At 68.6% G+C, this 25,894-nt stretch carries 26 protein-coding genes; 4 read left to right on the forward strand and 22 right to left on the reverse strand.

From position 1 onward, the window contains the following. Positions 1–67: 67 nt before the first annotated feature. The 10 genes from AC1C2U_RS06260 to AC1C2U_RS06305 all read right to left on the reverse strand — a co-directional run bounded on the left by AC1C2U_RS06260 (position 68) and on the right by AC1C2U_RS06305 (position 11,608). Positions 68–1,087, reverse strand: coding sequence for an aliphatic sulfonate ABC transporter substrate-binding protein (locus tag AC1C2U_RS06260; protein ID WP_495360874.1), 1,020 nt, complete (start codon positions 1,085–1,087; stop codon positions 68–70). Between the two features lie 22 nt (positions 1,088–1,109). Next, on the reverse strand, positions 1,110–1,919 hold the full coding sequence (locus AC1C2U_RS06265; RefSeq protein WP_495360875.1) for an ABC transporter ATP-binding protein: 810 nt from the start codon (positions 1,917–1,919) through the stop codon (positions 1,110–1,112). Continuing rightward, positions 1,916–2,734 (reverse strand): ABC transporter permease, encoded by an 819-nt coding sequence (locus AC1C2U_RS06270; protein WP_495360876.1) that lies wholly within the window; start codon positions 2,732–2,734, stop codon positions 1,916–1,918. Before AC1C2U_RS06270 ends, AC1C2U_RS06265 begins: the two co-directional genes overlap by 4 nt. 28 nt (positions 2,735–2,762) lie before the next feature. Beyond that, entirely contained in the window at positions 2,763–4,004 is a 1,242-nt protein-coding gene (locus AC1C2U_RS06275) for an ROK family transcriptional regulator (RefSeq protein ID WP_495360877.1), read from the reverse strand. Further along, a complete protein-coding gene (locus AC1C2U_RS06280; protein WP_495360878.1) occupies positions 4,001–4,231 on the reverse strand; it encodes a hypothetical protein in 231 nt (76 codons plus the stop codon). The genes AC1C2U_RS06275 and AC1C2U_RS06280 overlap by 4 nt, the downstream gene beginning before the upstream one ends. A 330-nt stretch (positions 4,232–4,561) precedes the next feature. Continuing rightward, entirely contained in the window at positions 4,562–5,617 is a 1,056-nt protein-coding gene (locus AC1C2U_RS06285; protein ID WP_495360879.1) for a family 43 glycosylhydrolase, read from the reverse strand. A 33-nt stretch (positions 5,618–5,650) separates the two neighbouring features. Beyond that, the gene (locus AC1C2U_RS06290; RefSeq protein ID WP_495360880.1) at positions 5,651–8,377 is read right to left on the reverse strand and encodes a family 78 glycoside hydrolase catalytic domain; all 2,727 of its coding nucleotides are present in this window, start codon (positions 8,375–8,377) and stop codon (positions 5,651–5,653) included. A gap of 2 nt (positions 8,378–8,379) precedes the next feature. Further along, positions 8,380–9,294, reverse strand: a complete 915-nt coding sequence (locus AC1C2U_RS06295; protein WP_495360881.1) for a carbohydrate ABC transporter permease — start codon at positions 9,292–9,294, stop codon at positions 8,380–8,382. 3 nt (positions 9,295–9,297) lie between these two features. Further along, on the reverse strand, positions 9,298–10,182 hold the full coding sequence (locus AC1C2U_RS06300) for a carbohydrate ABC transporter permease (RefSeq protein ID WP_495360882.1): 885 nt from the start codon (positions 10,180–10,182) through the stop codon (positions 9,298–9,300). A 115-nt stretch (positions 10,183–10,297) separates the two neighbouring features. After that, positions 10,298–11,608: an ABC transporter substrate-binding protein gene (locus AC1C2U_RS06305; protein ID WP_495360883.1), complete on the reverse strand. Its 1,311-nt coding sequence runs from the start codon at positions 11,606–11,608 to the stop codon at positions 10,298–10,300. 237 nt (positions 11,609–11,845) lie between these two features. Here AC1C2U_RS06305 and AC1C2U_RS06310 point away from each other — a divergent pair, with 237 nt between their 5' ends. Further along, on the forward strand, positions 11,846–12,850 hold the full coding sequence (locus tag AC1C2U_RS06310; RefSeq protein WP_495360884.1) for a LacI family DNA-binding transcriptional regulator: 1,005 nt from the start codon (positions 11,846–11,848) through the stop codon (positions 12,848–12,850). 239 nt (positions 12,851–13,089) lie between these two features. On the opposite strand, the gene AC1C2U_RS06315 is transcribed toward AC1C2U_RS06310, so the two are convergent. From AC1C2U_RS06315 to AC1C2U_RS06325, 3 genes are all read right to left on the reverse strand, one after another. Next, positions 13,090–14,094, reverse strand: coding sequence for a CPBP family intramembrane glutamic endopeptidase (locus AC1C2U_RS06315; protein ID WP_495360885.1), 1,005 nt, complete (start codon positions 14,092–14,094; stop codon positions 13,090–13,092). Between the two features lie 70 nt (positions 14,095–14,164). Then, positions 14,165–14,299 (reverse strand): hypothetical protein, encoded by a 135-nt coding sequence (locus tag AC1C2U_RS06320; RefSeq protein WP_495360886.1) that lies wholly within the window; start codon positions 14,297–14,299, stop codon positions 14,165–14,167. 21 nt (positions 14,300–14,320) lie between these two features. Further along, complete coding sequence (locus tag AC1C2U_RS06325; RefSeq protein ID WP_495360887.1) at positions 14,321–14,824, reverse strand: MarR family winged helix-turn-helix transcriptional regulator; 504 nt, start codon at positions 14,822–14,824, stop codon at positions 14,321–14,323. 162 nt (positions 14,825–14,986) lie between these two features. Here AC1C2U_RS06325 and AC1C2U_RS06330 point away from each other — a divergent pair, with 162 nt between their 5' ends. Beyond that, positions 14,987–16,282 carry a SufS family cysteine desulfurase gene (locus tag AC1C2U_RS06330; protein WP_495360888.1) on the forward strand — a complete coding sequence of 432 codons (1,296 nt, stop codon included), beginning with the start codon at positions 14,987–14,989 and terminating at the stop codon, positions 16,280–16,282. Then, positions 16,279–16,758, forward strand: coding sequence for a Fe-S cluster assembly sulfur transfer protein SufU (sufU, locus tag AC1C2U_RS06335; RefSeq protein WP_495360889.1), 480 nt, complete (start codon positions 16,279–16,281; stop codon positions 16,756–16,758). Before AC1C2U_RS06330 ends, sufU begins: the two co-directional genes overlap by 4 nt. Before the next feature lie 57 nt (positions 16,759–16,815). Here sufU and AC1C2U_RS06340 read toward each other — a convergent pair whose 3' ends face one another. After that, entirely contained in the window at positions 16,816–17,475 is a 660-nt protein-coding gene (locus AC1C2U_RS06340) for an NAD(P)H-dependent oxidoreductase (RefSeq protein ID WP_495360890.1), read from the reverse strand. Between the two features lie 90 nt (positions 17,476–17,565). On the opposite strand from AC1C2U_RS06340, the gene AC1C2U_RS06345 reads away from it, so the two are divergent. Beyond that, positions 17,566–18,009, forward strand: coding sequence for a MarR family winged helix-turn-helix transcriptional regulator (locus tag AC1C2U_RS06345; RefSeq protein WP_495360891.1), 444 nt, complete (start codon positions 17,566–17,568; stop codon positions 18,007–18,009). Positions 18,010–18,108: 99 nt separating this feature from the next. Here AC1C2U_RS06345 and AC1C2U_RS06350 read toward each other — a convergent pair whose 3' ends face one another. The 8 genes from AC1C2U_RS06350 to AC1C2U_RS06385 are packed head-to-tail and all read right to left on the reverse strand — an operon-like array spanning position 18,109 to position 25,892. Then, complete coding sequence (locus AC1C2U_RS06350; RefSeq protein ID WP_495360892.1) at positions 18,109–18,654, reverse strand: NUDIX hydrolase; 546 nt, start codon at positions 18,652–18,654, stop codon at positions 18,109–18,111. Positions 18,655–18,681: 27 nt separating this feature from the next. Further along, positions 18,682–20,061, reverse strand: a complete 1,380-nt coding sequence (locus tag AC1C2U_RS06355; RefSeq protein ID WP_495360893.1) for a class I SAM-dependent methyltransferase — start codon at positions 20,059–20,061, stop codon at positions 18,682–18,684. Beyond that, on the reverse strand, positions 20,058–21,437 hold the full coding sequence (locus tag AC1C2U_RS06360) for an FAD-binding oxidoreductase (RefSeq protein ID WP_495360894.1): 1,380 nt from the start codon (positions 21,435–21,437) through the stop codon (positions 20,058–20,060). Before AC1C2U_RS06360 ends, AC1C2U_RS06355 begins: the two co-directional genes overlap by 4 nt. 59 nt (positions 21,438–21,496) lie before the next feature. Continuing rightward, positions 21,497–22,303: an alpha/beta fold hydrolase gene (locus AC1C2U_RS06365; RefSeq protein ID WP_495360895.1), complete on the reverse strand. Its 807-nt coding sequence runs from the start codon at positions 22,301–22,303 to the stop codon at positions 21,497–21,499. A 28-nt stretch (positions 22,304–22,331) separates the two neighbouring features. Beyond that, positions 22,332–23,312 carry a VOC family protein gene (locus AC1C2U_RS06370; protein WP_495360896.1) on the reverse strand — a complete coding sequence of 327 codons (981 nt, stop codon included), beginning with the start codon at positions 23,310–23,312 and terminating at the stop codon, positions 22,332–22,334. Beyond that, entirely contained in the window at positions 23,309–24,397 is a 1,089-nt protein-coding gene (locus AC1C2U_RS06375; protein ID WP_495360897.1) for a 4-oxalomesaconate tautomerase, read from the reverse strand. Before AC1C2U_RS06375 ends, AC1C2U_RS06370 begins: the two co-directional genes overlap by 4 nt. After that, positions 24,394–25,191 carry an NAD(P)-dependent oxidoreductase gene (locus AC1C2U_RS06380; protein ID WP_495360898.1) on the reverse strand — a complete coding sequence of 266 codons (798 nt, stop codon included), beginning with the start codon at positions 25,189–25,191 and terminating at the stop codon, positions 24,394–24,396. The genes AC1C2U_RS06375 and AC1C2U_RS06380 overlap by 4 nt, the downstream gene beginning before the upstream one ends. Further along, on the reverse strand, positions 25,188–25,892 hold the full coding sequence (locus AC1C2U_RS06385; RefSeq protein WP_495360899.1) for a 4-carboxy-4-hydroxy-2-oxoadipate aldolase/oxaloacetate decarboxylase: 705 nt from the start codon (positions 25,890–25,892) through the stop codon (positions 25,188–25,190). The genes AC1C2U_RS06380 and AC1C2U_RS06385 overlap by 4 nt, the downstream gene beginning before the upstream one ends. Between the last annotated feature and the right edge of the window lie 2 nt (positions 25,893–25,894).

Genomic DNA, 25,894 nt, shown 5'->3' on the forward strand with positions numbered 1-25,894 from the left:
CTGCACGTCGCGCGGCGGAGTCTGAACTCCGCCGCGCGACGGGATGCGGATGGCGCGGTGCGCTCCCCTACTCGCCCGCCTCCACGAACTGCTCGCCGAGGTAGTACTCGGCAGGATCGGTCGGCTCGGTCAGCTTGCCCGCGGTCACGAAGTACTCGTTCAGCGCTGTCAGCCAGGCCACGACGGTGCCGTCTTCGGTGAGCACGTCGAGTTCGGCCGCCGTCATGTACTTGGCGTTCTCGGCCTCGACCGTCAGGGCCTCGACGTCGATCTTCAGCATGTCGGAGGTGAGCTCGATCGACTCCTCGAGGTTCTCAGCGCGGTAGTCCATCGCGTCCCGCAGCACGGCGAGCACCTTCGTGGTCGCTTCGGGGTTCTCATCGGTGAACGTGGGGTTCGCGACGAATGCGCTCGGGAAGGCGACGTCGTCGATGAAGTCCTCGTTCTCGGCGAGGATCTCGAGGTCGGGCACCTGCTCCTGGATCGTGTCGATGAGCGGGTACCAGATGCCGGCCGCGTCGACCTGCTTCGAGGCGAACGCCGACACGACCGTCGCCGGGTCCATCGCGACCTTCTCGACGTCGTCGATCGTCATGCCGGCCGAACGCAGGGCCATCGTGAGGATCATGTCACCCGAGGTGCCTTCGGGCACCGCGACCTTCTTGCCCTTGAGGTCTTCGATCGAGTTGATGCCGGCCTGTGCGATCACGCGGTCGGCGTTGCCGAGGCTGTTGATGGCTGCGACCTTCGCCTGACCGGATGCCGGCAGCCACATCGCGCCCGGGCCGATGTAGCCGAAGTCGAGGTCGTTGGTGCCGAGCGCCTGGATCTGCAGCGGGCCGTTCGTGAAGACCGGTGTTTCGACCTCGATGCCGTGCTTCTCCCAGAGGCCCTGGTCTTCGGCGATGGCGAGCAGGCTCGCGCCGTTGAAGTCGGCGATGTAGCCGAAGCGCACCTTCTCGAGCTCTGCCGAGGCGCCGGTGGCGCCGTCTCCGGCAGCACTGGTGGCGCAGCCCGCGAGGGTGAGGGCTGCGATTGCGGCAGCAGCAACGGCGATGATGCCGCGCTTGCGGTGTGAGTGGGTCATGACATTCCTTGGTGTCGTGCTGTCAGTCGACAGCGGTGTGGGCCGTGCTGGGGTTCTGGTGGTAGACCGCGTTCCAGACGCGGTTTCGGAGCGCCGCGAACTCTGGGCTGAGTCGCATCTCCTCCGTGCGCGGGTACGGCAGGTCGACATCGACGATTTCGAAGATGCGCCCGGGGCGGGCCGCCATGACGACGACGCGGTTCGCCAGGAACACGGCCTCGTCGACGTCGTGGGTGATGAACACGACGGTGCGCTTGTCGCCACTCCAGGTGTCGAGCAGCTGCTCCTGCAGCTTCACCCGGGTGAGGGCATCGAGCGCGCCGAACGGTTCGTCCATGAGCAGGATGCTGGGATCGACCGCATAGGCGCGGGCGATCGCGCAGCGCTGCTTCATGCCGCCCGAGAGCATCTTCGGCAGCGCGTCGGCGAACTGGCTGAGACCGACCATCTCGATGAAGTGCTCGGCCTTCTCACGGCGATCCTTCGCGCTGAGACCCGCGGTCTTCAGCCCGAACTCGACGTTCTTGCGCACCGTGAGCCACGGAAAGAGCGCGTACTGCTGGAAGATCACGCCGCGTTCGGGCCCGGGGCCGGTGACGGCGCGGCCGTCGACGAGCGCCTCGCCCGACGAGGGCATGTCGAGGCCGGCGAGGATGTTCATGAGCGTCGACTTGCCGCATCCCGACGGCCCCACGACGGTCACGAACTCGTTGTCGGCGACGTCGAGGGAGACGTCACCGAGGGCGACGAACTCCTCGCCCTTCAAGTCGAAGGTCTTGCGCACGTGACGCACCGAGATGCGAGCGTCGGTGAGCTGGGCGGTTGCGGTCATCGGCGTTCCTGCCATCCGGTGAGTTTTGTTTCGGCGAACAGCAGCACCCGGTCCATGAGCAGGCCGAGGATGCCGATGACGATCAGGCCGACGAAGATCGTCGGCAGTTCGTAGTAGAGCTGGGCCTGCTGCATGCGGTAGCCGAGCCCTGCTTGCGCGGCGATGAGCTCGGCCGCGACGAGCGTCGCCCAGGCCGCGCCGAGCCCGACTCGCATGCCCACGAGGATGAACGGCACGGAGGCAGGCACGACGACACGGACGAAGATGCCCCCGTCCTTCGTGCCGAGCACCCGGGCGGCGTTGATCAGGGTGCGGTCGATGTTCACGACGCCCTGGAACGTCGAGATCACGCACGCGAAGAACGCGGCGAGGAAGATGACGAGGATCTTCGGCTCCTCGCCGATGCCGAGCAGCACGATCGCGAGCGGGATGATCGCGAGGGGCGGGATGGTGCGGAAGAACTGGATCCACGGCTCGATGAGGCCGCGCGCCCAGGCATACCAACCCATGAGGAAGCCCACCGGGATCGCGACGAGCGTGCCGAGAGCGAATCCGGTGAGCACGCGCGAGAGGCTCGCGACGGTGTCGGTGAGCAGGGTGCCGTCGATGAGCAGTTCCCACCCCCGCACGGCGACCTCGACGGGCGACGGCAGCCGCAATCCCGAAGCGGAGAGCGCCCACCAGAGCAGGATCCCGGCGGCGACACTGATGAGGTTGAGCGCGAGCATGCGACGGCGCGGCGCGGCATCCTTCTTCTTCGGTGTCGTGCGTTGGGAGGCCGCCTGCCGCACGGTGGCATCGGTCACTGCGACCATGCGTGGCTTCCTCGGTTCTGGGGGGACATCAGGTGTTGCTCCTTCGCAATCGGGTGGCCGCGGGGGCGGCGTTCGTCGCCGCAGGCTGGTAGCCGGCGAGCAGTGGGGAGTTCTGGAAGATGGCGATGATGCCGCCGATGGCGCCGCCCTCGTCGCCGAGCGCGGCAGGGCGAATACGCGGCGAGTACTCGCCGACGGGCAGCAGTTCGTAGGCGGTGGTCGCGGCGGCCTGCTCGACGATGACGTCGGAGATCTGGGCGACCTCGCCGCCGATGACGATCTCCGACGGGTTGAGCGCCACCGCGAGGGAGCCGAGCACTCGCCCGACGGCCTCGCCCGCCTCGCGGAGCACTCCCATGACGATCGGGTCGCCCTTCGCAGCGGCATCCGACAGTCCGTCGAGGGAATCAATGGGCACACCGGCTTCGGCGCAACGACGGAGGATCGCGCCCGTCGAGGCGACGGTCTCGAGACATCCGCGCTTGCCGCAGCGGCAGAGCTCGCCCTGCCCGCCGAGGCTGATGTGTCCGAACTCCCCGGCGAGGCCCGATGCGCCAGTCACGAGCCGCCCGCCGACGACGAGCCCGCCGCCGACCCCATCGGACAGGCGCAGGTAGAGCAAGTGCTCCACCCCAGCGGCGTTGTCCCAGGTCGCCTCGGCGAGGCCCGCGAGACGCGTGTTGTTGTCGAGGAGTACGGGCGCCTGGAAGCGCTCGGCGAATGCGGTGCGCATGAAGACCGCCCCGGCCCGCCGCGCGTCGGCGACTGGTTCAGATGCTTCGTGCGGCACCCGCGGCGAAAAGGGCCCGGGAAACCCGATGCCGACCCCGAGCACCCCGTCGAAGTGCAGCTCACGGTCGACCGCGAGGCGATCGACGAGAGAGAAGGCGGCGTCGATGCGGTCGCCCCACGATGCCGATGCGTCATACGCGACGGCGTCAGAGGCGATCAGTTCGTGTGCCGCATTCGCGACCACGATGCGCACGCGACGACGGCCGAAGTCGACGCCGAGGTACTGCCCGGCGGCTGGGTCGAGGGTGAGTCGTTCGGCCGGCCGCCCGCGCCCGAGCCGCGGGGTCTCGTCGGCCGCGACCGAGATCACGCCGCGTTCGAGCAGGTTCGACGTGATCTCGGAAAGGGTGGTGCGGGAGAGGCCGATGCGCTCGGCGAGTTCGCCGCGCGTCATCGCGCCGTGCTCGCGCAGCACCTGGAGAACCCGGTCTTCATGGGTTCGTCGGACGAGTGCGTGCACTCCACTGGGCAAGGTCACACGGACACGCTAAGAGGGCGGATTTTTTCCGTCAACACACCGACATAATTCGCATCGTAATTCGACGCAGTGCGGATGAATGTGCTCAGCGCGGGCAGCAGCCAGCCGCGCCAGCCGATCTCCTCACCGAAGGCGAACGGCGCGTTGATGATCCCACCGATCGGGATCATGACGAGCTGGAGCACGACGAGCAGCACGATCGGCGGCACCGGCGTGCCGGGGGGCAACTGCGATTCGATCAGCGCGGCGAAGCCCGAGAAGCCGACGAGGTCGAATTCCGCGAGGCCGAGCAGGCCGACGACGAGAAGCCCGGCCGCGACGAGGAAACGCGCACCCGGTGCACATCGCGTTCGTGCGCGACCGCTGGGCGGCCGAGGTCGACGACTTCCTCGAACTCGACTACGTGCAGCTCGGCCGAGGCCGGAACCGCCATCTCGCCAGGCCCTACTCGAACGCTTCGACGCGCGCGACGGATACGCCGCGCCGGCGCGACTCGGTGCCACTGCGCGAGCTGTCGAACAGTACGGTGAACGCTGACGGAGGGCGATGCGGGCGGATCAGCTCGGCAACTCGTCGAACTCCTCGATCGTCCATTCGGCGTGCCAGTCGATGGAGGGGCGGTCGCCGTCGAAGCGGATCGGCAGCCACACGTAGTCGGCGAGCGAAGTGTTGGGCTCGCCGAGGTCGATCGCGCCCCATTCGCGCGGTCCTTCGAGGTCGACGCGGAAGACCTCCTCGAAGAGGGCCGGGATGTCGGGCAGGTCGTCGGGCGGCGACACCACCCATCGGTCGGCGATCGCGATGTAGAGGTCACGCCGCGTCGGGTGCTGGAAGATCGACGAGATCTGCGAGCGGAACGAGGTGCGCGACTCGTCGTCGGGATGGGCGTCACCGAGCACCGTCCACGGGCCGTGGTACGAGGGCGCGCTCGCGAATTCCGATGGGTTCGGGAAGTAGCCGGTCGTGCCGGATGTCGCGAGGTGGTGCCGCCCCTTCCGGCGGAAGTACGCCGGCGCCTCCCGAACGAACGGCGGCTGCAGGCGCGGGAAGTGCGTCGAGTAGTAGCCGGTGACATCCGTGTAGTCGTCGTTCAGGTCGGCGACGATGAGCTCGCTGTGCACGCGCTCGAAGATGTAGTACGCCTTTCCATCCGACGGCTCGACGACGAGGTCGAAGTCGCCGGCATTCATGCCGAGCGGCTTGATGCCCTGCGTCACGAGCTCGTACGGCCCGAGCAGATCGTCGGCGGTGAACACGCTCGAACGCTGCTCGCCGTTGCGGTGCATCACCTTGACCCAGCACACGAACTTGCCAGAGGCCTGGTTGTGGATGATGTGCGGCCGGTCGGCCAGCTGCGAGGGGTGGAGCGGGTGCGTCTCGTCATCGAGCACGGGTGGCAGGATCGTGCCGAGGTCCTCCCAGTTGTAGAGGTCTTTCGACGAGTAGCAGCGGATGCCCCAGTGCCAGATGCCGTTGCCCGGCGCCGTCTTCTCCTTGTTCTCGCCGTACCAGTAGAAGATGTCGCCGACGGTGATGATCGACCCGCCGTGGGCCTGGATGCGGTTGCCGTTCGTGTCGAGCCACGGCTCGCCGGGACGGATCGAGTGCTGCACTACGGTTCCTTTCGTGGGGGATCGAGCTGACCATCATGCCGCGCTGGAGACCGTCGCGGGGGCGGCCGGCGCGGCCGAGTCGTCGGACCCTTCCGGCGGTGGCCCACCGCGCCACCGCTTCGGCGGCCGGGGTGGATCGTCGGCCGCCGCCCGAACGGCGCTCGCGAAGGTGTGCCGCCCGGCCGGCACTTCGGCGATGACACGCCCGTCTGGCAGCTCCACGGTCGCCGTGGCACCGACCGGAACGACCACGTCGAGCGTCAAGGCGGTGCCCTCGCGCCGCCAGGCCGACGACGCGAGGCCGAGCGGTCCGCGATGACTCGCTGAGGCGCGGGTGAGCCCCCCGCCCGGGCGCGGGGCGATGCGCAGCGCGCCGCCACCAGGTGCGGCGAGGTCGAGCCCGGCGACCACGCGGTGCATGAATCCGGCCACCGCGCCGAGCGCATAATGGTTGAACGAGGTCATGTCCCCGGGGTTCACCGTGCCGTCGGGCAGCATACTGTCCCAGCGCTCCCAGATCGTGGTCGCGCCCATCGACACCTGGTATAGCCACGACGGCAGCTCCTCCTGCAAGAGCAGGTGGTACGCGGCATCCATGCCGCCGACCATGGCGAGCGCGTCGCAAATGATGGGCGTGCCGACGAAGCCGGTGCTGATGCGGAAGTCGTTCTGCGCCACGAGTTCGATGAGTCGCTCGCCGGCGCGCTGCTGCTGCTCGGGCGCCGTGAAGAGCCCGAAGACGATGCACAGCGCGATGGACGTCGGGGTGTCGCTGACCACCCGCCCGCTCGCGGAGAGGAACTCGTCCTGGAACGCCACAAGCGCGCGCTCGTGGATGGCGCCGTAGCGCTGCTCGTCATCGCTGCGGCCCAGCAGCGCGGCGGTCTCGGCCATGATGCGCGCGGTGCGCACATGGTAAGCCGTCGCGACGAGGTACTTGTCGGTGTGCGAGTCGCCTGGGTTCTCAGGCGGGGCTGCCGGGTCGAGCCAATCGCCGAGCTGGAACCCGGTGTTCCAGAGGCCCGTGCCCCCGGCAAGACGGTCGACGAGGTCGACCCAGGCCCGCATGCTGTCGTACTGCTGAACGAGCACCTGCCGGTCGCCGTCGTGCTGGTACAGCTCCCAGGGCACGATCACCGCGGCATCCCCCCATGCGGCAGTAGGGAAGTTCGGGAACCCGCAGTCGACCCACGGCACGAAGTTCGGCACATGGCCCTGCTCGGCTTGTTCGGCGGCGACATCGCGCAGCCAGCCGGTGAGGGTGCCATGCGCCGCGTACAACCGAACGGCGGTGGGTGCGAAGACCTGGATGTCCCCCGTCCAGCCGAGCCGTTCGTCGCGCTGCGGGCAATCGGTGGGCAAGTCGACGAAGTTGTCGCGCATGCTCCACACGACGTTCTCGTGCAAGCGGTTCAACCCGGCATGCGAGCTCTCGAACCAGCCGGTGCGCTCCATGTCGGTGTGCACAACAAGCGCCTCGACATCGACCGAGGTGAGATCGCCCGGCCAGTTCTCGAGCTCCGCGTAGCGGAAGCCGTGGATCGTGAACCGCGGCGACCAGCTTTCGACATCGCCGGTGCCGCCGTCGACCGGGCCGGCGCAGACGTATTCGTCGATCGAGATCGCGGCACGGAGCGGCCGCACGCCGAGCGAACCGTTCTCGAGCACCTCGGCGTGGTGCAGCCGCACGGCGTGGCCGGCGGGTCCTCGCAACCGGATCCGTAGCTTGCCCGAGATGTTCTGGCCGAAGTCGAGGCGGATGCGGCCACCCTCCACCTCCTCAACCGACACCGGTCGCAACGTCTCGATGACGCGCACAGGCGGCCCGGTCGGCACCTCGAGCCGCGCCGGGAACTCCGCCAGCGGCAGGAGTGTCGGGGCGCACCACTCCTCGTCGTCGAACTCGGGTTCGCTCCAGCCCGCGGGCAGAAGGCGTGCGTCGAAGCGCTCGCCCTCGTACAGGCCCGCCTCGGTGATGGGCGACGGATGCCACTTCCAGCGCTCCTCGAGCGGCACCCGCACGACCAATCCATCTTCGAGGGTCAGTTCGAGTTGCAGCAGCAGCGCGACATCCGCGCCGTAGACGTTCCACAGGCCGCCGTCGAAGCCGATGCGGCCGCGATACCAGCCGTCGGCGAGCCAGGCGCCGATCGCGTTGCGACCGTCGCGCACGAGATCGGTCACATCGAACGTCTGGGTGCGCAGGCGATGCCGATAGCTCGTCCATCCCGGTGAGAGGAGGTCATCGGCAACCGGCACGCCGTTGAGCTCGAGCTCATAGACACCGTGTGCGCTTGCGTAGACGCGGGCATGTCGCACCCGGCTGGGCGCGACACCGAGTTCCGCGGCATCCCATGTCGCTCGCAGCAGGAAGCCGGGGCGCAGCGCTCCGGTGGGCGCCGAGGCCGACGGCGAGACGAACGGCACCTGCCAGTCGGTGCGCTCGAGCAGCCCGGCCTCGACCCGAAGGAGTGCGCTCCACGGGGCATCCGGCATCGAAGCCCGAACCCGCAGCTCGCCGCCGCGCCGCGACCGGAGCGGGGCGAACGGCCAGGCGACCAGCCTGGTCGATCCCGACGGCACCTCGGCATGCTCGACGTCGCCGTCATCGCCGCGGAATTCGACGTCCCAGGCCGCGGACTGCCCGTCCGCGATCCACGAGATCCGCGGCGCGGCCTCGCCGATACCGAGTCCGAGGGCGAGTTCCGGAGCAGTCCTCCGATTCTCGAGCCAGATCTCCTCGATCGCCACGCGTTGCATCGTCATCCCTTCACCGAGCCCGCCGTCAGGCCCTTCATGACCTGCTGGTTGAGGAAGAGGTAAAGCGCGAGCGTGCCGAAGACGTTCACGGCGATGGCGGCGAAGGTCGGCCCGTACTGCACGGCACCGTACTGGCCGGTGAAGTTGAGCAGCCCCACCTGGATGGTGCGCAGGTCGCTCGACGTCGTGAAGGTCAGCGCGATCAGCAGGTCGTTCCAGATGAAGAAGAACTGCACGAGCCCGACCGTGAAGATCGCGTTGCGCACGAGGGGGATGCCGATGCTCCAGAAGGCGCGCAGCATGCTCGCCCCGTCGAGCGTTGCCGCCTCGAAGATCTCGCGCGGCACCGAGCGGAAGAATGTGGCCATCATGAACACCGTCAGCGGCAGGCCCGTGGCGATGTAGGTGAGGATGAGCGGCCAGAGGCTGCCGGTCAGTCCCGTGCGGAAGTAGATGGTGAAGAGCGGCAGCAGGATCATCTGAGCCGGCACCATGATGCCTGCGAGGAAGAGCAGCAGCACGGTGCCCCGTCCCTTCCACACCATGACCTCGAGGGCGAAGCCGGCGGCGACGCCGAACAAGAGGATGCAGAACAGCGACGGGAAGACCGCGATGACGCTGTTCAGGATGTACTGCCCGAATCCGCCGGTCGTGAAGACATCGATGTAGTTGTCGAACGACCACGATGACGGCAGCGCCCAGAACGGCTCGCTCAGGAACTCGCTCTGGGTCTTGAAGGAGCCGAGGAACATCCACAGCATCGGGTAGATCTCGATGACGAGAAGGATCGCAATGATGACGCGAATCGGCAGTCGGGAGAAGAAGTCGCGAACTCCACGCCGCTCGCGCGGGGCGCGCGGCGATGGCGTCGCGACGGTGCGCAGGTCGTGGGAATCGAACGCGGTGGTGGCGGTCACGGCTCAGCCCTTCGTGAGGTCCCGGCGCGTGGACCGGAAGATGAAGACGGTGAACAGGAGGCAGAGGATCGTGAGCATGAGCGCGACGGTCGATCCGTAGCCGTAGTCGCCGTACGTGAACGAGGTCTGGAACATGTACACGGTCAGCGGCGTCGTGGCGTTGCCGGGTCCGCCGTTCGTGAGGGCCACGACCGTATCGAAGACCTTGAGCGTGCCGTTGATGCTGAAGATCAGCGAGGAGAGCAGCACCGGCAGCGAGAGCGGCAGCACGATGCTGCGAATGAGCTTCCACCCGGATGCCCCGTCGAGGCGCGCCGACTCGAGCAGCTCATCGGGGATGTCGACGAGACCGGCGTAGAGCAGTACCGCGTAGAAACCCATCGATCGCCAGAGGTCCATGAGGATGACGATCCAGAATGAGGCGGCGGGCGTGCCGAACCAGTCGACCGACTCGAGCCCGAAGGAGTTCAGCAGGGCGTTGACCGGGCCCGTCGTGGGGGCCGCCTCGAACAGGCGCTGGAACAGCAGCGCAACGGCGACCGTTGGGAGTACGACCGGGAAGAAGACGATCGTGCGGATGACGCCCGAGGCCTTCCGCAGCCAGAACACGTAGAGCAGCGCGAGCAGGAGGCCGACGCCGACCTGCAGCACGGTGAGCACGAGCGCGTAGCGAAGGGTGAACCAGACGGCATCCCACGCTGAGGGGTCGCCGAAGAACTTCACGAAGTTGTCGAAGCCGTTGAACTGGAACCCGATGATGGGGTTGCCGTCCATCACCGTGTAGCCAAGCGACCACACGATCGGCACCAGCATGATGAGCGTGTAGACGAGGAGCGCCGGCCCGAGCAGGATCAGGATGGCGCGCTTGTCGCCGAGTGTTTTTTCCATGACAGCGCAATCTGGTCGGTCGGCCGCGGGCGCGGTGATGGCTGATGCCGCGAGCGGCGGTGGGGCCGGGCCGCGACGACGTATCGCGGCCCGGCGATTCAGCGAACGGAGCGGGTCAGCCGTCCTCGTTCGCTGACTGCACGAGTTCCATGAACTCCGCGCCCGTGAGGGTGCCGTTGCCGAGACCGCCGCCGTTGGTCTGGCTGACGGTGGTGCCCTTCGAGGTGAAGAGCGCCTCGAACCAGAGCACGCTCGACGGAGCGTTCGCGATGACATCCTGCACGATCTGGGTGGTGGCCGGCAGGTCGGCGGGCTGGTTCTCCACGGCGAAGCCCGAGACGACACCGCTCTCGGAGAGCACCGTGTCGCCGTAGTTCTCGGCGATGCACTGCAGCCAGTCGGCCGTCGTGTCCGTGTAGCCCTCCTTCGACAGCATCACGGGGATCCCGACGTTGGCCGGAACCTGGTCGATGCTTCCGGCGCCGCCCTCGACCTCAGGGAATGCCGTGAAGCCGATGTTGTCGGCACCGATCTGGTTCTGCTCCTCGTCGTTGAAGTTCGCGAGCGCCCAGCTGCCCATGTAGAAGAAGGCGGCGCCGCCGGTGAGGAACTGGTTCAGCGCGGCGTTGTAGTCGACCGAGCCGACGGCGTCGCCGAAGTATCCGGATGCACCGAGCTCGGCGACGGCGTCTGCGGCGGCGACGTACTCGGGGTCGGTGAGCTTGGCATCACCGTCGGCGACATTCTTGAGCGCATCCGGTCCGAGGTCTCGCACGAGGTAGTCGCCGACGAGTCGCGTGATCGGCCAGCCGTCTTTTCCGGCGGCGGCGAACGGCTGCACGTCCGCGGCCTGCAGGGTTGCCGCCGCGGCGACGAGGTCATCCCACGTCTGCGGCGCCTCGATACCGTGGTCGGCGAGCAGCTGTTTGTTGTACCAGAACCCTTCGATGTTGAGTTCGGTGGGCAGGGCGTAGAGCGTGTCGCCGCCGTAGAGGGCCTTGATCGTCGATTCGGCGGCGGGCAGGATCTTGTCGGCCACGCCGAGCTCGTCGAGGGCTTTTGAGAGGTCGAGCACCTGGTCGGCGTCGATGAACTGCTGCATGAGCGACGGGGTGCCGGCGGCCATCGACATGTCGGAGAGCGCATCCTGACCGGCCAGCAGCTGCAGCTTCTGGTCCCACTGGGTGCCGGCGATGCTGTCGGACTCGAGGGGGGCCGCCTTCTCCTCGGCCGCGCATTGGTCGGCGCCGAGTGTTTCCAGCGTGTTGATGATGGTGGTGTTCTCGGTCTGGCCGAGGTAGCTGAACGAACTGTCGTCCGCTCCCCCGCCGGAACCCGCAGGGCCGCAGGCGGTGAGCGTCAACGCTCCCGCACCGAGCAGCGCGCCGAGGGGCAGCAAGCGCCGCCGCATGAGTGCTGTGGTCACGATTCCTCCTTGAATCATCGCTTCAATTGAAGCGCTTCACGGGTACTGTAACCTTATCTTCGGCGCCTGTCACGGAGTCTTGGTCAGATTCTTGAAACGCTTCATCGTGTTCAGTCTCCTCGGGCCCCGACCGTGGGACCATATCGAACGAAACCGCGGCCGGCATATCGGTCGTGCAGCACATGGAGGTGCCGCATTCCTGCAGAACGTCGCAGAGGCGCGAGGGCTCAGCCGAGCATGACGGATGTCGCGCGCCACGCCGGTGTTGCGCTCGGCACCGTGTCGAACACGCTCAACAATCCTGACAAGGTCTCGGAGACCACCCGCAGGCGCGTGCTCGCCGCGATCGCCGAGCTCGGATTCGTGCGCAACGATGCCGCACGCTCCCTCGCCGCGGGCAGCAGCTCCACCGTCGGTCTCGTGCTCGCGGACCTCGACAACTCGTTCTTCGTCGACATAGCCCGCGGCGCAGAGACGATCCTGCGCCAGCACGGCATGAACCTCCTCATCGCGAACACCGACGTCGACCCAGCGAGAGAGCAGCGCAACCTCGAGCTGTTCGAGGAATCACGAGTGGCTGGCATCCTGATCACTCCGACCCCTTGGGTCGCCGCCCGCCGGCCGGCGATCCGCAGCACCCCCCTCGTCTACGTCAACGCGCTCCCGGGCGATCCATCGAGCTCCGGGGTCGTGGTCGATGAACGTCGCGGTGGGTATCTCGCCGCCCGCCACCTCATCGACGTCGGCCGCACCCGACTGCTCTTCGTCGGCGGGCCCTTCCTCCTCGAGGCGGTGGCGGCCCGCCGCGACGGTGCGCAGCAGGCGGTCGCCGAGTCCACTGGGGTCTCACTCGCCGTGCTCGAGACCCGCGGCCTCAACATCCCGCACGGACGCCGGGCCGGATACGAGATCGTCGAGGGCGGCGCCGGCCGGTTCGACGGCATGGTCGCCGCATCCGACCTGCTCGCCATCGGCGCGATGCAGGCCTTTGACGACGAGCCCGGCTTCAGCGTGCCCGCCGATCTCGCCATCACCGGGTACGACAACAACCATTTCGCGTCCGAGAGCGCAACGCCGGTGAGCACCATCGCCCAGCCGGGCGAGGAGATGGGCCGGGCCGCGGCCCAGCTGTTGATCAATCAGATCACCGCACCCGACACAGCCCGCCCGCGCACGGTCACGCTCGAGCCCCACCTCATCGCACGGCGATCAACCCTCGGCGAGGCCTGGCGACGCGACTGAGGCGCGCCCCCGCTCCTCGTGCCGGTTGAGCCGGAATGCGAGCGCGGCGATCGTCGCGGCCGCCGCAAGGCGGTATCTGATTGGCATGGCATGCTCCTCGTCGAGACGCTGGTGAAGTGGTGCCTCACGCGAAAGTCGCCACTTCTTTCCGCCAACACTCCGTCAGAATTCGGATGCCACGGGCCCGCCACCTCGTGCTCCTGCGACGGCCGAACTCGCGTCATGGACACCTCGGAGAATCAGCCCAAGCGAGCGGCGACGCGGCCGCGGCGAAACTGCCCGGCAGCCACGAGCACCGCGGCGACGGCCGCGAAGATGGCGCACATGACGAGGCCGAGCGGGCCCGCGACCCAGGCAGCCGGCACGGGCGAGTCGACCGCGACGAGCAGCGCGCCGAGCCCGGCCGAGGCGTTGAAGGCGCCGTGGCCGAATACCGCGGGCCACACCGACGCGGTGCGGAGGCGCGTCCACCCGAGCAGCACGCCGAGCAGCATGCACGAGAGGATCATCAGGAGCACGCCGGTCACGTCGGTGAGCCCGAAGTTGTAGCCGAGCAGGATCAGCGGCGCGTGCCAGAACCCCCAGAACGCGCCGGAGACGAGCAGCGCCGGCCAGACGCCGAGCGGCCGCAGCGCGGGCAGCAGCCAGCCGCGCCAGCCGATCTCCTCACCGAAGGCGAACGGCGCGTTGATGATCCCACCGATCGGGATCATGACGAGCTGGAGCACGACGAGCAGCACGATCGGCGGCACCGGCGTGCCGGGGGGCAACTGCGATTCGATCAGCGCGGCGAAGCCCGAGAAGCCGACGAGGTCGAATTCCGCGAGGCCGAGCAGGCCGACGACGAGAAGCCCGGCCGCGACGAGGAGCGGCAGGACGACGATGGCCGCCGCCGACAGACCGAGTGTGCGGCCCACCGGTCGCAGCGGCCACATGCCGAGGTCGCGCAGGATGCCGCGGGCACCGCGTTTGCCGCGCTGCCGCCGCTCCACCAGCAGCGCTGCGACGGTGGCAATCGCCGGGGTGAGCATCATGACGGCCGCGAGCACCGGCAGCAGGGGATCGGACAACCCCATGCCGCTCGCCCAGAGCGGGGCGGCGACGAGCCACGCGAGCCCGCAGGAGACGACTGCGAACACGGCAACGGCCGCCCACGGCACTCGACGAGGTTCCTCGATCTCGACGGTTTCGACCGCCGGGCTCATGCTGGCGGGTTCGCTGACGGCGTTCGGTGCTTCATTCACACTCGTCACGCTATCGATCCCGATGCATCCGCGAATCCGCCGCGCGACGGAGATCAACGGGGAGACCGCATCAGATTCTGGTGAGTCGGCGCAGTGCTCGGATGTGGGATGCGTATGCCGTGCGGCCCTCTTCGGTGAGGGCGAGCCAGGTTCGGAGGCGGCCGTCTTCGGCGAGTTTGTAGACGTCGTCACCCGAGGGGTGCATCGATCGGCGCTGACGGTCCCCTCAGTCGCGTTCGTGCCCGAGGCGTCGCAGCAGCGCAGCCAGGATCGCCTGCTCTTCACGACTGAGCCCGCGCAATTCCTCGGCCTCTCGCTCGGCGAGCAGCCGCATGGCATCATCCACGCGCGTCGCCCCGTCGGGCGTGAGGCGAACGAGCACGCTGCGCCCGTCGCGCGGGTTGGGCCGTCGCTCGACGAGACCACGCCGGGAGAGGTTGTCGAGTCGGTTCGTCATCGCCGCGCTGCCGATCATGGTCGCCTCGATGAGCTGCGCCGGGCTGAACTCGTGCGGGGGCTCGGTGCGGCGAAGCGCGGCGAGCACGTCGAACTCCCATGCCGCGAGCCCGGCGCCGCTGAACGCGCTCGCCCGCAAACGGCCGAGATGGTTCGCGACCCGCCGCAGACGCGACATCACGTCGAGCGGGGTCAGATCGACATCGGGCAACCGGCGTGACCACGCGTCGATGAGCAGGTCGACCTCGTCATCGCGGTCATCGTGCTCACTCACGCTCCGGGGCATACCGCCACGGTATCCCGACGAGACGGCGCGAGCCCACCCCGCGACCGCATCGACCGTTCGACCGCCGCGCGGCGATGACCGAGCGAAACTGCGTCAGACTGGAAGGTAGCCGCCGCGTGGATCGCCCGCATCGGCATGCTGGGAGGAACAATGACCCTCGATCGAACGACGACCATCGACGGTCTGCTGCCGACGGAGCTCCGGCAGGACTTCCCCTACCTCGCGCAGGAGCTCAACGGGCATCCGCTCGCCTATCTCGACTCCGGCGCGACCGCGCAGCGACCGCTCGCGGTGCTCGATGCCGAACGCCGCTTCCTCGAGCACTCCAACGCCGCGGTGCACCGTGGCGCGAGCACCCTCGTCGGCACCTCGACGACCGCGTTCGAAGACGCCCGCGAGACGGTGGCCCGGTTCGTGGGCGCAGGCGCGCGAGAGATCGTCTGGGCCCTGAACGCGACCGATGCCATCAACATGGTCGCGCTCGGCATGGCGGATGCCGCGGGCGGCCTCGCCGGCCCCGAAGCCGACGTCTTCAAGCTCGGGCCCGACGACGAGATCGTCGTCACCGAGGCCGAGCACCACGCCGACCTCATCCCATGGCAGCGCCTTGCTGCGAAGACCGGGGCGAAACTGCGCTGGATCCCCGTCGCGGACGACGGCACGTGGTCGATCGACGACGCTGCATCCGTCATCGGACCGCGCACGCGGCTCGTCGCCTTCGCGCACGTCTCGAACGTGACCGGCTTCGTCGCACCCGTCGCGGAGGTCGTCGAGCTCGCCCACCGCCACGGCGCGCTCGTCATGCTCGACGCGTGCCAGTCGGTGCCGCATCGCCCGACCGACTTCGCCGAACTCGGCGTCGACTTCGCCGCGTTCTCGGGCCACAAGATGCTCGGCCCGACCGGCATCGGCGTGCTCTACGGCCGCGAGCACCTGCTCGACGCCCTGCCGCCGGCCCGCACCGGTGGTTCGACGATCACGACCGTGACGATGGAGTCGGCATCCTTCCTGCCCTCACCGCAACGCTTCGAGGCCGGTACCCAGCCGGTGTCGCAGGCCGTCGCACTGGCCGAAGCCGTACGCTACCTCGACGCGCTCGGCATGCAGCAGGTGCACGCGCACGAGACGGCGCTCGCCGAGCTCCTCGTCGAGGAGACGTCGAGGGTCGCCGGCGTGCGCCTCATCGGGCCGGCGCCCGGCACCGCGCGCGCGGCGCTCGCAAGCGTCGATGTGCCCGGCGTGCACGCCCACGACGTCGGCCAGTTCCTCGATGCGCAGGGCATCGCCGTGCGCGTCGGCCACCATTGCGCCCAGCCACTGCACCGGCGCCTCGGCCTGCGGGCGACGACGCGAGCGAGCGCCTACGTCTACACCACGACCGACGAGGTTCGCCGATTCGCCGCCGCGCTCGGCGAGGTGCGCGGATTCTTCGGGGTCGGCGCATGAGCGATCTGTCGGGGCTCTATCAGGAGCTCATCCTCGACCACTCACGTCGCCGGCTCGGCGACGGCGAGCTCACCGAACCTCACGCCACCCACCACGAGCTCAACCCCACGTGCGGCGATGAGATCACCGTCGGCATCCGCCTCGACGCATCCGGAACCGTGCTCGAGCAGATCGGCTGGACCGGCGACGGATGCAGCATTTCGATGGCCTCGGCGTCGGCCATGACCGAGCTCGCGGCAGGCGCCGACCTCGACCGGGTGCGGCAGCTCATCGACGGGTTCCGCTCGATGATGCGCTCGCAGGGCGCCGGCGAGCCCGACGAAGAGCTGCTCGGCGACGCGATCGCCTTCCACGGCGTCTCGAAGTACGTCATGCGCGTGAAGTGCGCGATGCTCGCGTGGGTGGCCCTCGAGGCCGCCGTCGCGGCGGCGGCCTCGAGCGCGACACCCGCAGCGCAGACTGAACACCGCGCATAGCGAGGGGCGAACTCAGCGATCAGCGAGCGGATGCGGCGGCGCTGATGACTCGGCGCCTCAGCGCGACAGCGCGCCGACGGCATCGGCGACGGGATTCAGGGCTGCGAACCGTTCCTCAGTCTGCTGCAGCAGGCGCTCACGCTCCTCGACGGTCTTCTCGGTGATCGAGTCGTAGTTGACCCAGCGCAGGTTCTTGACGCCGATCTTGCCGAAGGTCCCTTTGAACAGGATCTTCGTGAGGGGGTCACGGTACCACCAGCGATAGGCCTTGTCGGGAGTGGTCATGATCGAGAGCACCGTCACGCCGCCGAGCCTGGTCATCAGGTTGCGGAACGGATTCCCCTTCGCGTCGGGGAGTTCCTCGAAGACGATCCCCTTGGTCAGCGCTCGGTCGAGAAAGCCCTTGGTCGAGGCCGGCATCGCCTCCCACCACACGGGGAAGGCGAAGACCAGGTGGTCGGCCAGCATCAGCCGCTCCTGGTAGTCGGCGACGATTGGGTCGACGACCTGCTTCAGGCGCCAGGCCACGAGATCGTCGCGGCTCATGACGGGGTCGAATCCGTCGGCCGCCAGGTCGACGAGGTCGACCTCGTGCCCGGCCCTGCGTGCGCCGCGCATCGCTGCCTCCGCCACGGCCGCCGTGAAGCTGCGCCGATGCGGCACGTTGTCGGCGGACTCGATCGTGTACGGGTGGTCCAGAACGAACATGATCCGCATGGGGAGCGCCTTCTTCCACATCGTTGGTTTCTCACTCAACCGTTGCACAAGCAACGGTCGCTTGTCAAACGATTCGATAGGATGCATGCCATGGACAAGGTGGATCTGCCCGACGAGCAGGCGCAGCTCGCGTACCTCATCCGTCGAGTTGCGGGGCTACTCGATCGAAGCGGCGACGCGCTGTTCCGTCGGGAACTCGACGTGACGATGGCGCAGTTCCTCGTGCTGAGCGTCGTGGACGCGCATCCCGGTCCGCTCAACCAGCAGGCCATCGCCGATCGACTCGGCCTCACGAAGGGCACGGTCAGCCGTCAGATCGAGCAAGCCGTTGCGGCAGGGCTCATGAACGTGGAGACCAGCGCGCACAATCGGCGGGAGAACATCCTGAGCCTCACCGCTGAAGGCACCGCGCTGGTGCGTCGCGGCGATGCGCTCTTCGAGCAGACGCGTCGCGACAACCTGCCCGCTCCCGACCCGTCCGACCTGCGAGCCGCACTGCGGATCCTGAATCAACTGAACGAGGCCCTGAGCTGAGCTGAGCCGAGCTGAGCCCATCCCGACCTTCGAGTCCCGGTCTCGTTGTTCACGCCAACTCTTTCGCTTGTTCAGTGCCGACGACCGGCGCTCACGCCCTCACAAGGTCGCGTTTCGGAGCTGCTCGACAGCGAGCAGCGCGTTCGACAGGTGGAACGACTGCTGCAGCAGCGTTGGCGAGAAATCATCCAGAGGAACGAGAGAGATCTCGATCTCTTCGTTCTCGTCCAAGGCCTGAGGTGCAACGAAGGCGCACTCGAGTGCCAAGAAGAAGTGCACGCGATTCGTCTGGTTTCCCCAGTTGGCGAACGCGGAGCCGATCTCGACCATCTCGGTGGCGGCGTAGCCGGTCTCTTCCAGGAGCTCTCGTCTCGCTGCCGCGATCGGCGTCTCGCCTCCGTCGCCGACCGCGCCCCCTGGCAAGCCGATCCCGACCACGCGGGCGCCGTGGTGGTACTCCGAGACGAGAATCACCTCACCGGCGACGGTGACCGCGAAGACGCTCGCCCACTCCGGGTACTCCAAGACGTAGTAGGGGCCGACGACTGCGCCGTTCGACCTCCGACAGTAATCCGCCCGGACCTTCATCCATCGATCGTCGACGACCCGACTCGAACGTTCGATGCTCCAGGGTTGAAGCGACACTGTGCTCCTCTGTCAGTCCGGAAAATCCTAGGGAGTCCACCATGGCCTCAGCGGCAGGTCGCCGTTGCCGCCACGCACGTCGGGGTTGACCGCCAGCACCTGGTGCAACTGAATGCCGCCGCTTTCGAAGGCGAGACGGGAACCGGCCATGTACAGGCCCCACACCTTCGCGGTCGGCAACCCGACCTCGGCCACGGCCTCGTCCCAGTGCGCGACGAGGTTGGCACACCAGTCGCGCAGGGTCAGCGCGTAGTGGGGGCGCAGATTCTCCTCGTGCAGCACCTCGAAGCCGACATCCTGCGCCTCGGTGATGATGCGGCCCGAGCCGGTGAGCTCCCCATCGGGGAACACATAGCGGTCGATGAACCCGCGGGCCGACGGTTCGGAACGATTGTCGGGCCGCGTGATGCAGTGGTTGAGCAGCAGTCCCCCAGGCCGCAGCCTCGACTGCAGAAAGCGGAAGTACGACGGATAGTTGCGCACGCCGATGTGCTCGAGCAGCCCGATCGACGACACCGCGTCGAAGCCGCTCTCGGCGATGTCACGGTAGTCGCCGTAGCGGACCTCGGCAAGGTCGGAGAGCCCTTCCGCGGCGATCGCCTGCTGCGCCCAGGCGGTCTGCTCTCGCGACAGGGTCACGCCCGTTGCCTGCACGCCCTGGCGCGCGGCGTAACGCACCATGCCACCCCACCCGCATCCGACGTCGAGCAGTCGGTCACCCGGCTTCAGCCGCAGCTTCTCGAACACGAGCCGGTACTTGTTCTCCTGCGCCTCGTCGAGCGACGCGTCGGGCCCGGGGTAGCACGCGCACGTGTACGTCATCGAGGGGCCGAGCACCCATTCGTAGAAGGTATTCGAGACGTCGTAGTGATGGTGGATCGCCTCGGCGTCGCGGCTCTTGCTGTGGCGAAGTCCCTCGGCGACACGACGCCAACGCGGCGGTACCTCTTGCGGCGGCGGCGCGATCGGTCGTAGGTGCTCGACGCCGATGGAGCGGATGATGCGGGCCATCATCCGCGGCGGCGGGAGCTTGAAGACCAGCTCGTCAGCCAGGGCCTTGAGCAGCACGTACGGGTCGCCGGGGTGCACGCCGTGCACCTCGAGATCGCCCGCGATGTAGGCGCGGGCGAGACCGAGATCGCCGCGCCCCGTCGCGAGATACGTCGTGCCCCGAGGCGTCTTCAGTTCCAGCCCGAGGGCGGCGTCAGGGGGCCCTGCCGAACTCCCGTCGTAGGCGGTGAATTTCAGCGGGAGTCGACCGGCGACGACGATCTCGAGGATCTCGGCGAGGCTGAGTTTCGCCGACGGGTCCGGCGCGTCCGCCGACGGGTCCGGTGCGGCCGCGGCATCCGTCGAGGCCGGCGTTTCAGCCTGCTTCACCGGCGCCTGTCCTTTGGTCGTGGTCATCGTCGTTGCACCGCCTTCGCATAGAGATCGAGCAGACGTGAGTCGGGGTCATACTGCCGCTTCACGGCCGAATAGTCATCGCCGCCGTAGAGCTCGTCGAACTCTTCCGGCGAATAGTACGAGTCGGAGTAGAGCGACTTGTGTCCGTCGAATTCGCTGACGGCTTGCTCGATCGAGCGGTTCGTCGCGCCTTCGGTCACGCCCACCGGAACCGTCGACCAGAACCCGACGTTGACGTAGGTCTGCTGCGGCCGGATCGGATAGAGCGGCCAGCCGCGCTCGCCCCGCAGCCGCAGCGGGCACAGCCAGATCGGCTCGATCGGCACGTTCGCGAGGAACCACTCCAAGAACTCGACGGTGCGCCCGATCGGCACCTCGACGTCTTGGATGACGCGTTCGCGCGGCGGGCGGCCCTTGAGCCTCTCGAGACGATCACCGAGGTCGAAGCGCCGTTCGAGGCGCATGAGGGTCGCGTAGGAGCGACTGCGCCGGTAGCGCCGCGGCCAGAACCGGCGAACGAGCGGATGCTGCGCGCCGAACGCCTGCGAGCACCAGAACCAGTCGGTATCCCAGCGCCACAGGTAGTCGTGAATGGTGAGGCGATCGTGCTTCGCCCCGTCGTCGTGCTGGATGGAGCGATAGTAGGTCTGCTGGCGGGTGTAGTCGCTGACGGGGCCGGATGCCGCGGTCTGCATGCCGACGCACAGGTAGCTCTCCTCGGCGCTGAACACCACGCCGTCGAGGTAGTCGACGGGAACCCCGTCGAGGCGACCGGTTTCGATGATGCGGTCCATCGCCGCCACGAGTTCGGCGAGCGCGTGGAATCGCAGGTGCGTGAGCGCGACGAACGGCTCGACCGGCTCCAACTCGATGCGCAGGCGCACCGCGTAGCCGAGCGTGCCGTACGAGTTGGGGAAGGCGCGGAACAGCTCGGTGTGCTCGACCGGCGATGCTGTGATGACCTCGCCGGCGCCGGTGAGGATGTCCATCTCGAGCACCGACTCGTGCGGCAGGCCGTTGCGGAACGACGTCGACTCGATGCCGAGACCCGTCACCGCACCGCCGAGGGTGATGGTCTTGAGCTGCGGCACGACGAGCGGCGCCAGCCCGTACGGCAGCGTCGCGGCGACGAGGTCTTCGTAGGTGCACATGCCGGCCACGTCGGCCGTGCGCGTTTCGGGGTCGACCGCGATGACGTGCGTCAGGCCCGAGGTGTCGAGGCCCGGGGCATCCGTCGTCGCCCTCGACCGGAAGAGGTTCGAGGTGCGCTTCGCGAGCCGCACCGGCGCCCCCTGTGGCACCGCCCGAGAGCTCTCGAGCAGGCGCTCCACGCCGTCGGCGTGAGCGGTCCGTGCGTCAGTCGCGGGAGCGGACACATCTCCACGCTAGTCCGCGCGAGGATTCACCGCATCGTCCTTCGGCATCGGCACGCTGCTCAGGCGTCGGTCGCCGCACGCGTGAAGAATTCGAGCGCGGCCTTTTTGAACACGCGTGACCCCGGTGCATTGAAGTGGTGCCGCCGAGGCAGCTCGACGAAAGTGCCGTCGGGTGTGGACGCCGCCAGTTGCTTGGACTGCTCGAGGATCGCGTCGTCGCTGCCGGTCGCGAACAGGATCGGCTGCATCGGCGGATGCGTCACATCGGGGTCGGCGTCGCCGAAGCGCATGCCCTCGGCGAGCGCGATGAGCGCCCCGAGGTCGTTGCCCGCCACCCGTTCGGCGAGCGTGATGTAGTTGCGGGTGACCGGATCTTCGACCGGAGTGCCGTGCTCGGCGTACGCGCGCGCCTGCTCGATCTGCAGCCGAGCAAGCGGCCGCCCGTCGGGGATGCCGCCGAGCACCGCACGCTCGACGTGCTGGGGCAGCTGCACCGCGACCTGCCAACCGACGCGCGCCCCGAGCGAGTAGCCGGCGAAGAGCACCGTGTCGAGCAGGTAGGTGTCGAGCACGACCGCGATGTCGTTCACGAAGGCGTCCATGCCGTAGGCGGACGCCTTCTGCGGCTTGGCGCTCGCCCCGTGGCCGCGCTGGTCGATGCCGAGCACGCGGAACCCGGCACGCAAGAGGTCGCGCACCCACCCGGTGTTCACCCAGTTGTCGCGGCAGCTCGAGGCGAACCCGTGCACGCACAGCACCGTCGGCGCATCGTCGTCACCCCAGAGGTAGGTGGCGATGCGGATGCCGTCGGACAAGACGTACTTCGGCGACGGCATCTCGGTCAGGGGCGGGATCGCTGCATCCATGTCAGCCATTCTCGCCGTCTTCGGGCCGTCACACGATGGGCGTGCCGTGCGTGTGGAAGGTCTCGATCGTCTGCAGACCCCAGGCCTGGCCCTTGGCGCGTTCGGCGGCGGTCCAGCTGATGGTCTTCCAGTCGGGGGCGAGGATGACGCGGGCGCCGGCGTTGCACAACTCGATCCGGTTGCCGCCGGGCTCCCAGACGTAGAGGAAGAAGGTCTGCTGGATCGCGTGCTTGTGCGGCCCGGTCTCGATGTGGATGCCCGCCTCGAGGAACACGTCGGCGGCGCGGAGGATGTCTTCGCGGGTGTCGGTCGCGAAGGCCACGTGGTGCAGTCGCCCGTGCGACCCGGTCCAGTCGACGGTGTACACGAGGTCGTAGGTCTTGTTGCCGAGATTGAACCAGACGGCGCTGGGTTCGCCGTCGTCGGTCACGATGCGCTCGGTGCAGCGGGCGCCGAGCACGCCGCCGAGGAACTCGGCCGTCTCGGGCACGTGTCCGGTCAGGTAGTTCACGTGGTCGAGGCGGCGCACGTTCGCGCCCCGGCCGGGGAAGGCGGCCGCCTGGTTCTTCAGCGCAGGCGTGTCCGTCTCATCTGCCTCGTACCAGTCGACGTCCCAGTACAGCCCCATCGGGTGCCCGTCGGGGTCGTCGAACAGCAGCACTTCGCCGAGGCCCCGCACCGAGTCGTCCGTGCCGCGCGCGAGCCCGGCCGACGCGATGCGCTCCCCCACGCGCTCGACCGCCTGCGGGCTCGCACCACGGAGGTACGTACGCCCGATGCCCGGTTGCTCCCGCTCGATGAGCCGCACGGTGTACGACTGGTAGTCATCCCACGCGTGCAGGTACACGGATGTCTCGTCGCGGGCCACCTCGCGCATCGCCATGAGATCGACGAAGAAGTCGCGGCTCGCTTCGAGCACGGGGGTGTAGAGCTCGATGGGCCCGACATGGGCGATGTCGCGACGCGTTTCGGGATCGTGCGTCAGGCGCGGGGTCGCATGCTCGTTCACGTGGCTCCTTCGTCGGGCGCGTCAGCTGCCGTTCTCTGCGGGCGAGGCCAGACCTGCCCATCCATGATCTTGCGGGCGGTTCGCACGAGCGTACTCCGGGCGACGGACGTCGCGGCTCCGGCCCCCGCCAGTTCGACGTCGACCTCGAGTGCGCCGGTCGGATGCTCCACCCGGCACGGGCCCGAAGCGGGTGCGCCGACGGTCGCGATCGTGCCTTCGGCGAGGCATCCGACGGCGACCGAGACTGCGCCGAGAACGCCGATCGCCTCGTGCACGCGATGCGGAATGAAGGTGCGCGTGGTCACGAGGCCGCCGTCGCGTGCGGGCGAGACGATCGTGAGCTTCGGCACCGTCGAGTCGCGCACTTCGCCGAGACCCATGGCTCGGCCGGCGGCGAGCCGGATCCGCTCGAGGCGGCGGCGGAGGTCGTCGTTCGCTTCGAGTTCAGCGGGCGACTCGTCGCCGTCGAGGCCCAGGTCAGATGCGCGGAGGAGCACGACCGGCATGCCGGCGTCGACGCACGTCACGTCGATGCCGTCGAAACGGTCGACGAGCCGCCCGGTCGGGAACGCGGGCCGGCCGTCGCCCGGGAAGTCGAGCGGAATCGCGGCCGCGGGGAACGGCGCGCCCGCCATCTCGGTGTCGCCGTCGTAGCGCACCGCGCCGCCCGGGGTCGCCACACGGGCCACGACGATGCTCGGAGTCGGGTTCACGATGCGGATGCGCACCTCGGTCTCCTCGCCGCCTGCCGCCACGAGCCCGCGCTCGATCGCGAACGGCCCCACGCCCGCGAGGAGGTTGCCGCAGGTCTGCCGATCGCTGATGATCGGCCGGTCGGGCACCACCTGGAGGAAGAGGTAGTCGACATCCGCGTCGGGATGCGTCGACGGGCCGACCACGGCGACCTTGCTCGTCAGCGGGTGCGCCCCGCCGAGCCCGTCGATCTGGCGCGGGTCGGGCGAACCCATCACCCGGAGCAGTAGGTCATCACGCTCGGCGTCGTCGTCGGGAAGGTCCGAGGCGAGGAAGTAGGCGCCCTTCGAGGTGCCGCCGCGCATCAGCATGCACCGGATGCCGTCGGTCACAGGTGCCCTCCGTTCGGAACCCCGTCGCTTGCGACGGATCGCAGGACCTCGGCCACGGCGCGCGCGATGTCGGCACGGCCGCCCTCCGCCTCGACCATCTCGGCCGCCGCCGTCATCTCCTCGACGCGCCGCCCGCTGTGCTGCCGGGTGCCGTCGAGCAGGCCCGCGAGCGTCGGCCGATCCAGCCGTTCGAGGGTCTCGACGAGATGCTCACCGAACCAGTCGGAGAGCCCCTGCGCCTCGGCCGCGCGGAGCGATTCGATCATCACACCCGTGAGTCCCTTGACGAGGAGGCTGCGCAGCAGCTTTCGAGCAGCGGATGTCCCGGCGGGACCGTCGAGCACCTCGACGGGGTAGCCCGCCTCGCCGAGGATGGCACGCAGCGCCTCGGTCGCGACCGGTTCGCCGGAGACCAATACCGGCGTGCGGTCGGCACCACGACGGACGGGTGCCATGATCGCCGCGTCGGCGAATCGAATGCCGGCGGCCGCTGCGCGTGCCGCGAGTTCCGCCTTCGCGCGCGGCCCGGCGGTGGCGAAGTCGGCGTGAACGGCAGATCGCGGCGCTGCGGCGATGGTCGTCGCGAGTGCGTCTGCGCTGTGCTCGGCGGTCGTGAAGGCGAGCACGGCATCCGCTTCGGCGACGGCCTCCTCGCCGGATGCCGCGATTCGCACACCGTCGACCGCGCCCGTCGCGAACGGATCCCACCCGGTCACCACGGCCCGCGCCGAGAGCGAGGTCGCGAACGCACGACCCGCCTCGCCGAGGCCGAGCACCGTGATTCGGCTGCTCATCGATCGGTGCCTTCCGGAAGACGATCCACATAGGCGACGCCGAGTTCGGCGAGGAGAGGTCGCAGCTCGTACAGGTCGACCCCGAGGGTGCCCGACGCGAGCGTGGCGCGCTTGGCCTCCTCGTTCGCTCGGCGGCGGTCCGCGGCATCCGCGACGTCGGCGCCGCGTCTGATCGGCAACACGACCACGCCGTCGTCGTCGGCCACGATGATGTCGCCGGGGTGCACCGCCTGGCCCGCGATCACGACGGGCACGTTGACCGATCCCGGGCTCGCCTTGACCGTGCCCTGGGCGTGCACGGCGCGCGACCACACCGGGAAGCCCATCTCGCGCAGGGTCGCGACGTCGCGCACCCCGGCGTCGATCACGAGTCCGACCACCCCGCGGGAGCGCAGCGAGGTGGCGAGCAGATCGCCGAACATGCCGTCGGTGGATCCGCTCGTCGTCGCGACGACGAGCACGTCGCCCGGTCGGCACACCTCGACGGCGGCGTGGATCATGAGATTGTCGCCGGGGTGGCTGAGCACGGTGACGGCCGAGCCTCCGACCGACGCTCCCGGAAGCCGGGCGGTGATCCGCGGCCCGACGAGGCCGACGCGGCCCGCCGCCTCGTGGACGCTCGCGACTCCGGCGCCGGCGAGGCGTTCGATCACCTCCGCCGGTGCACGGTCGATTTCGCGGACGACGTAGTGGCGGCCCATGG

This window comes from Agromyces sp. Y575, assembly GCF_059445445.1.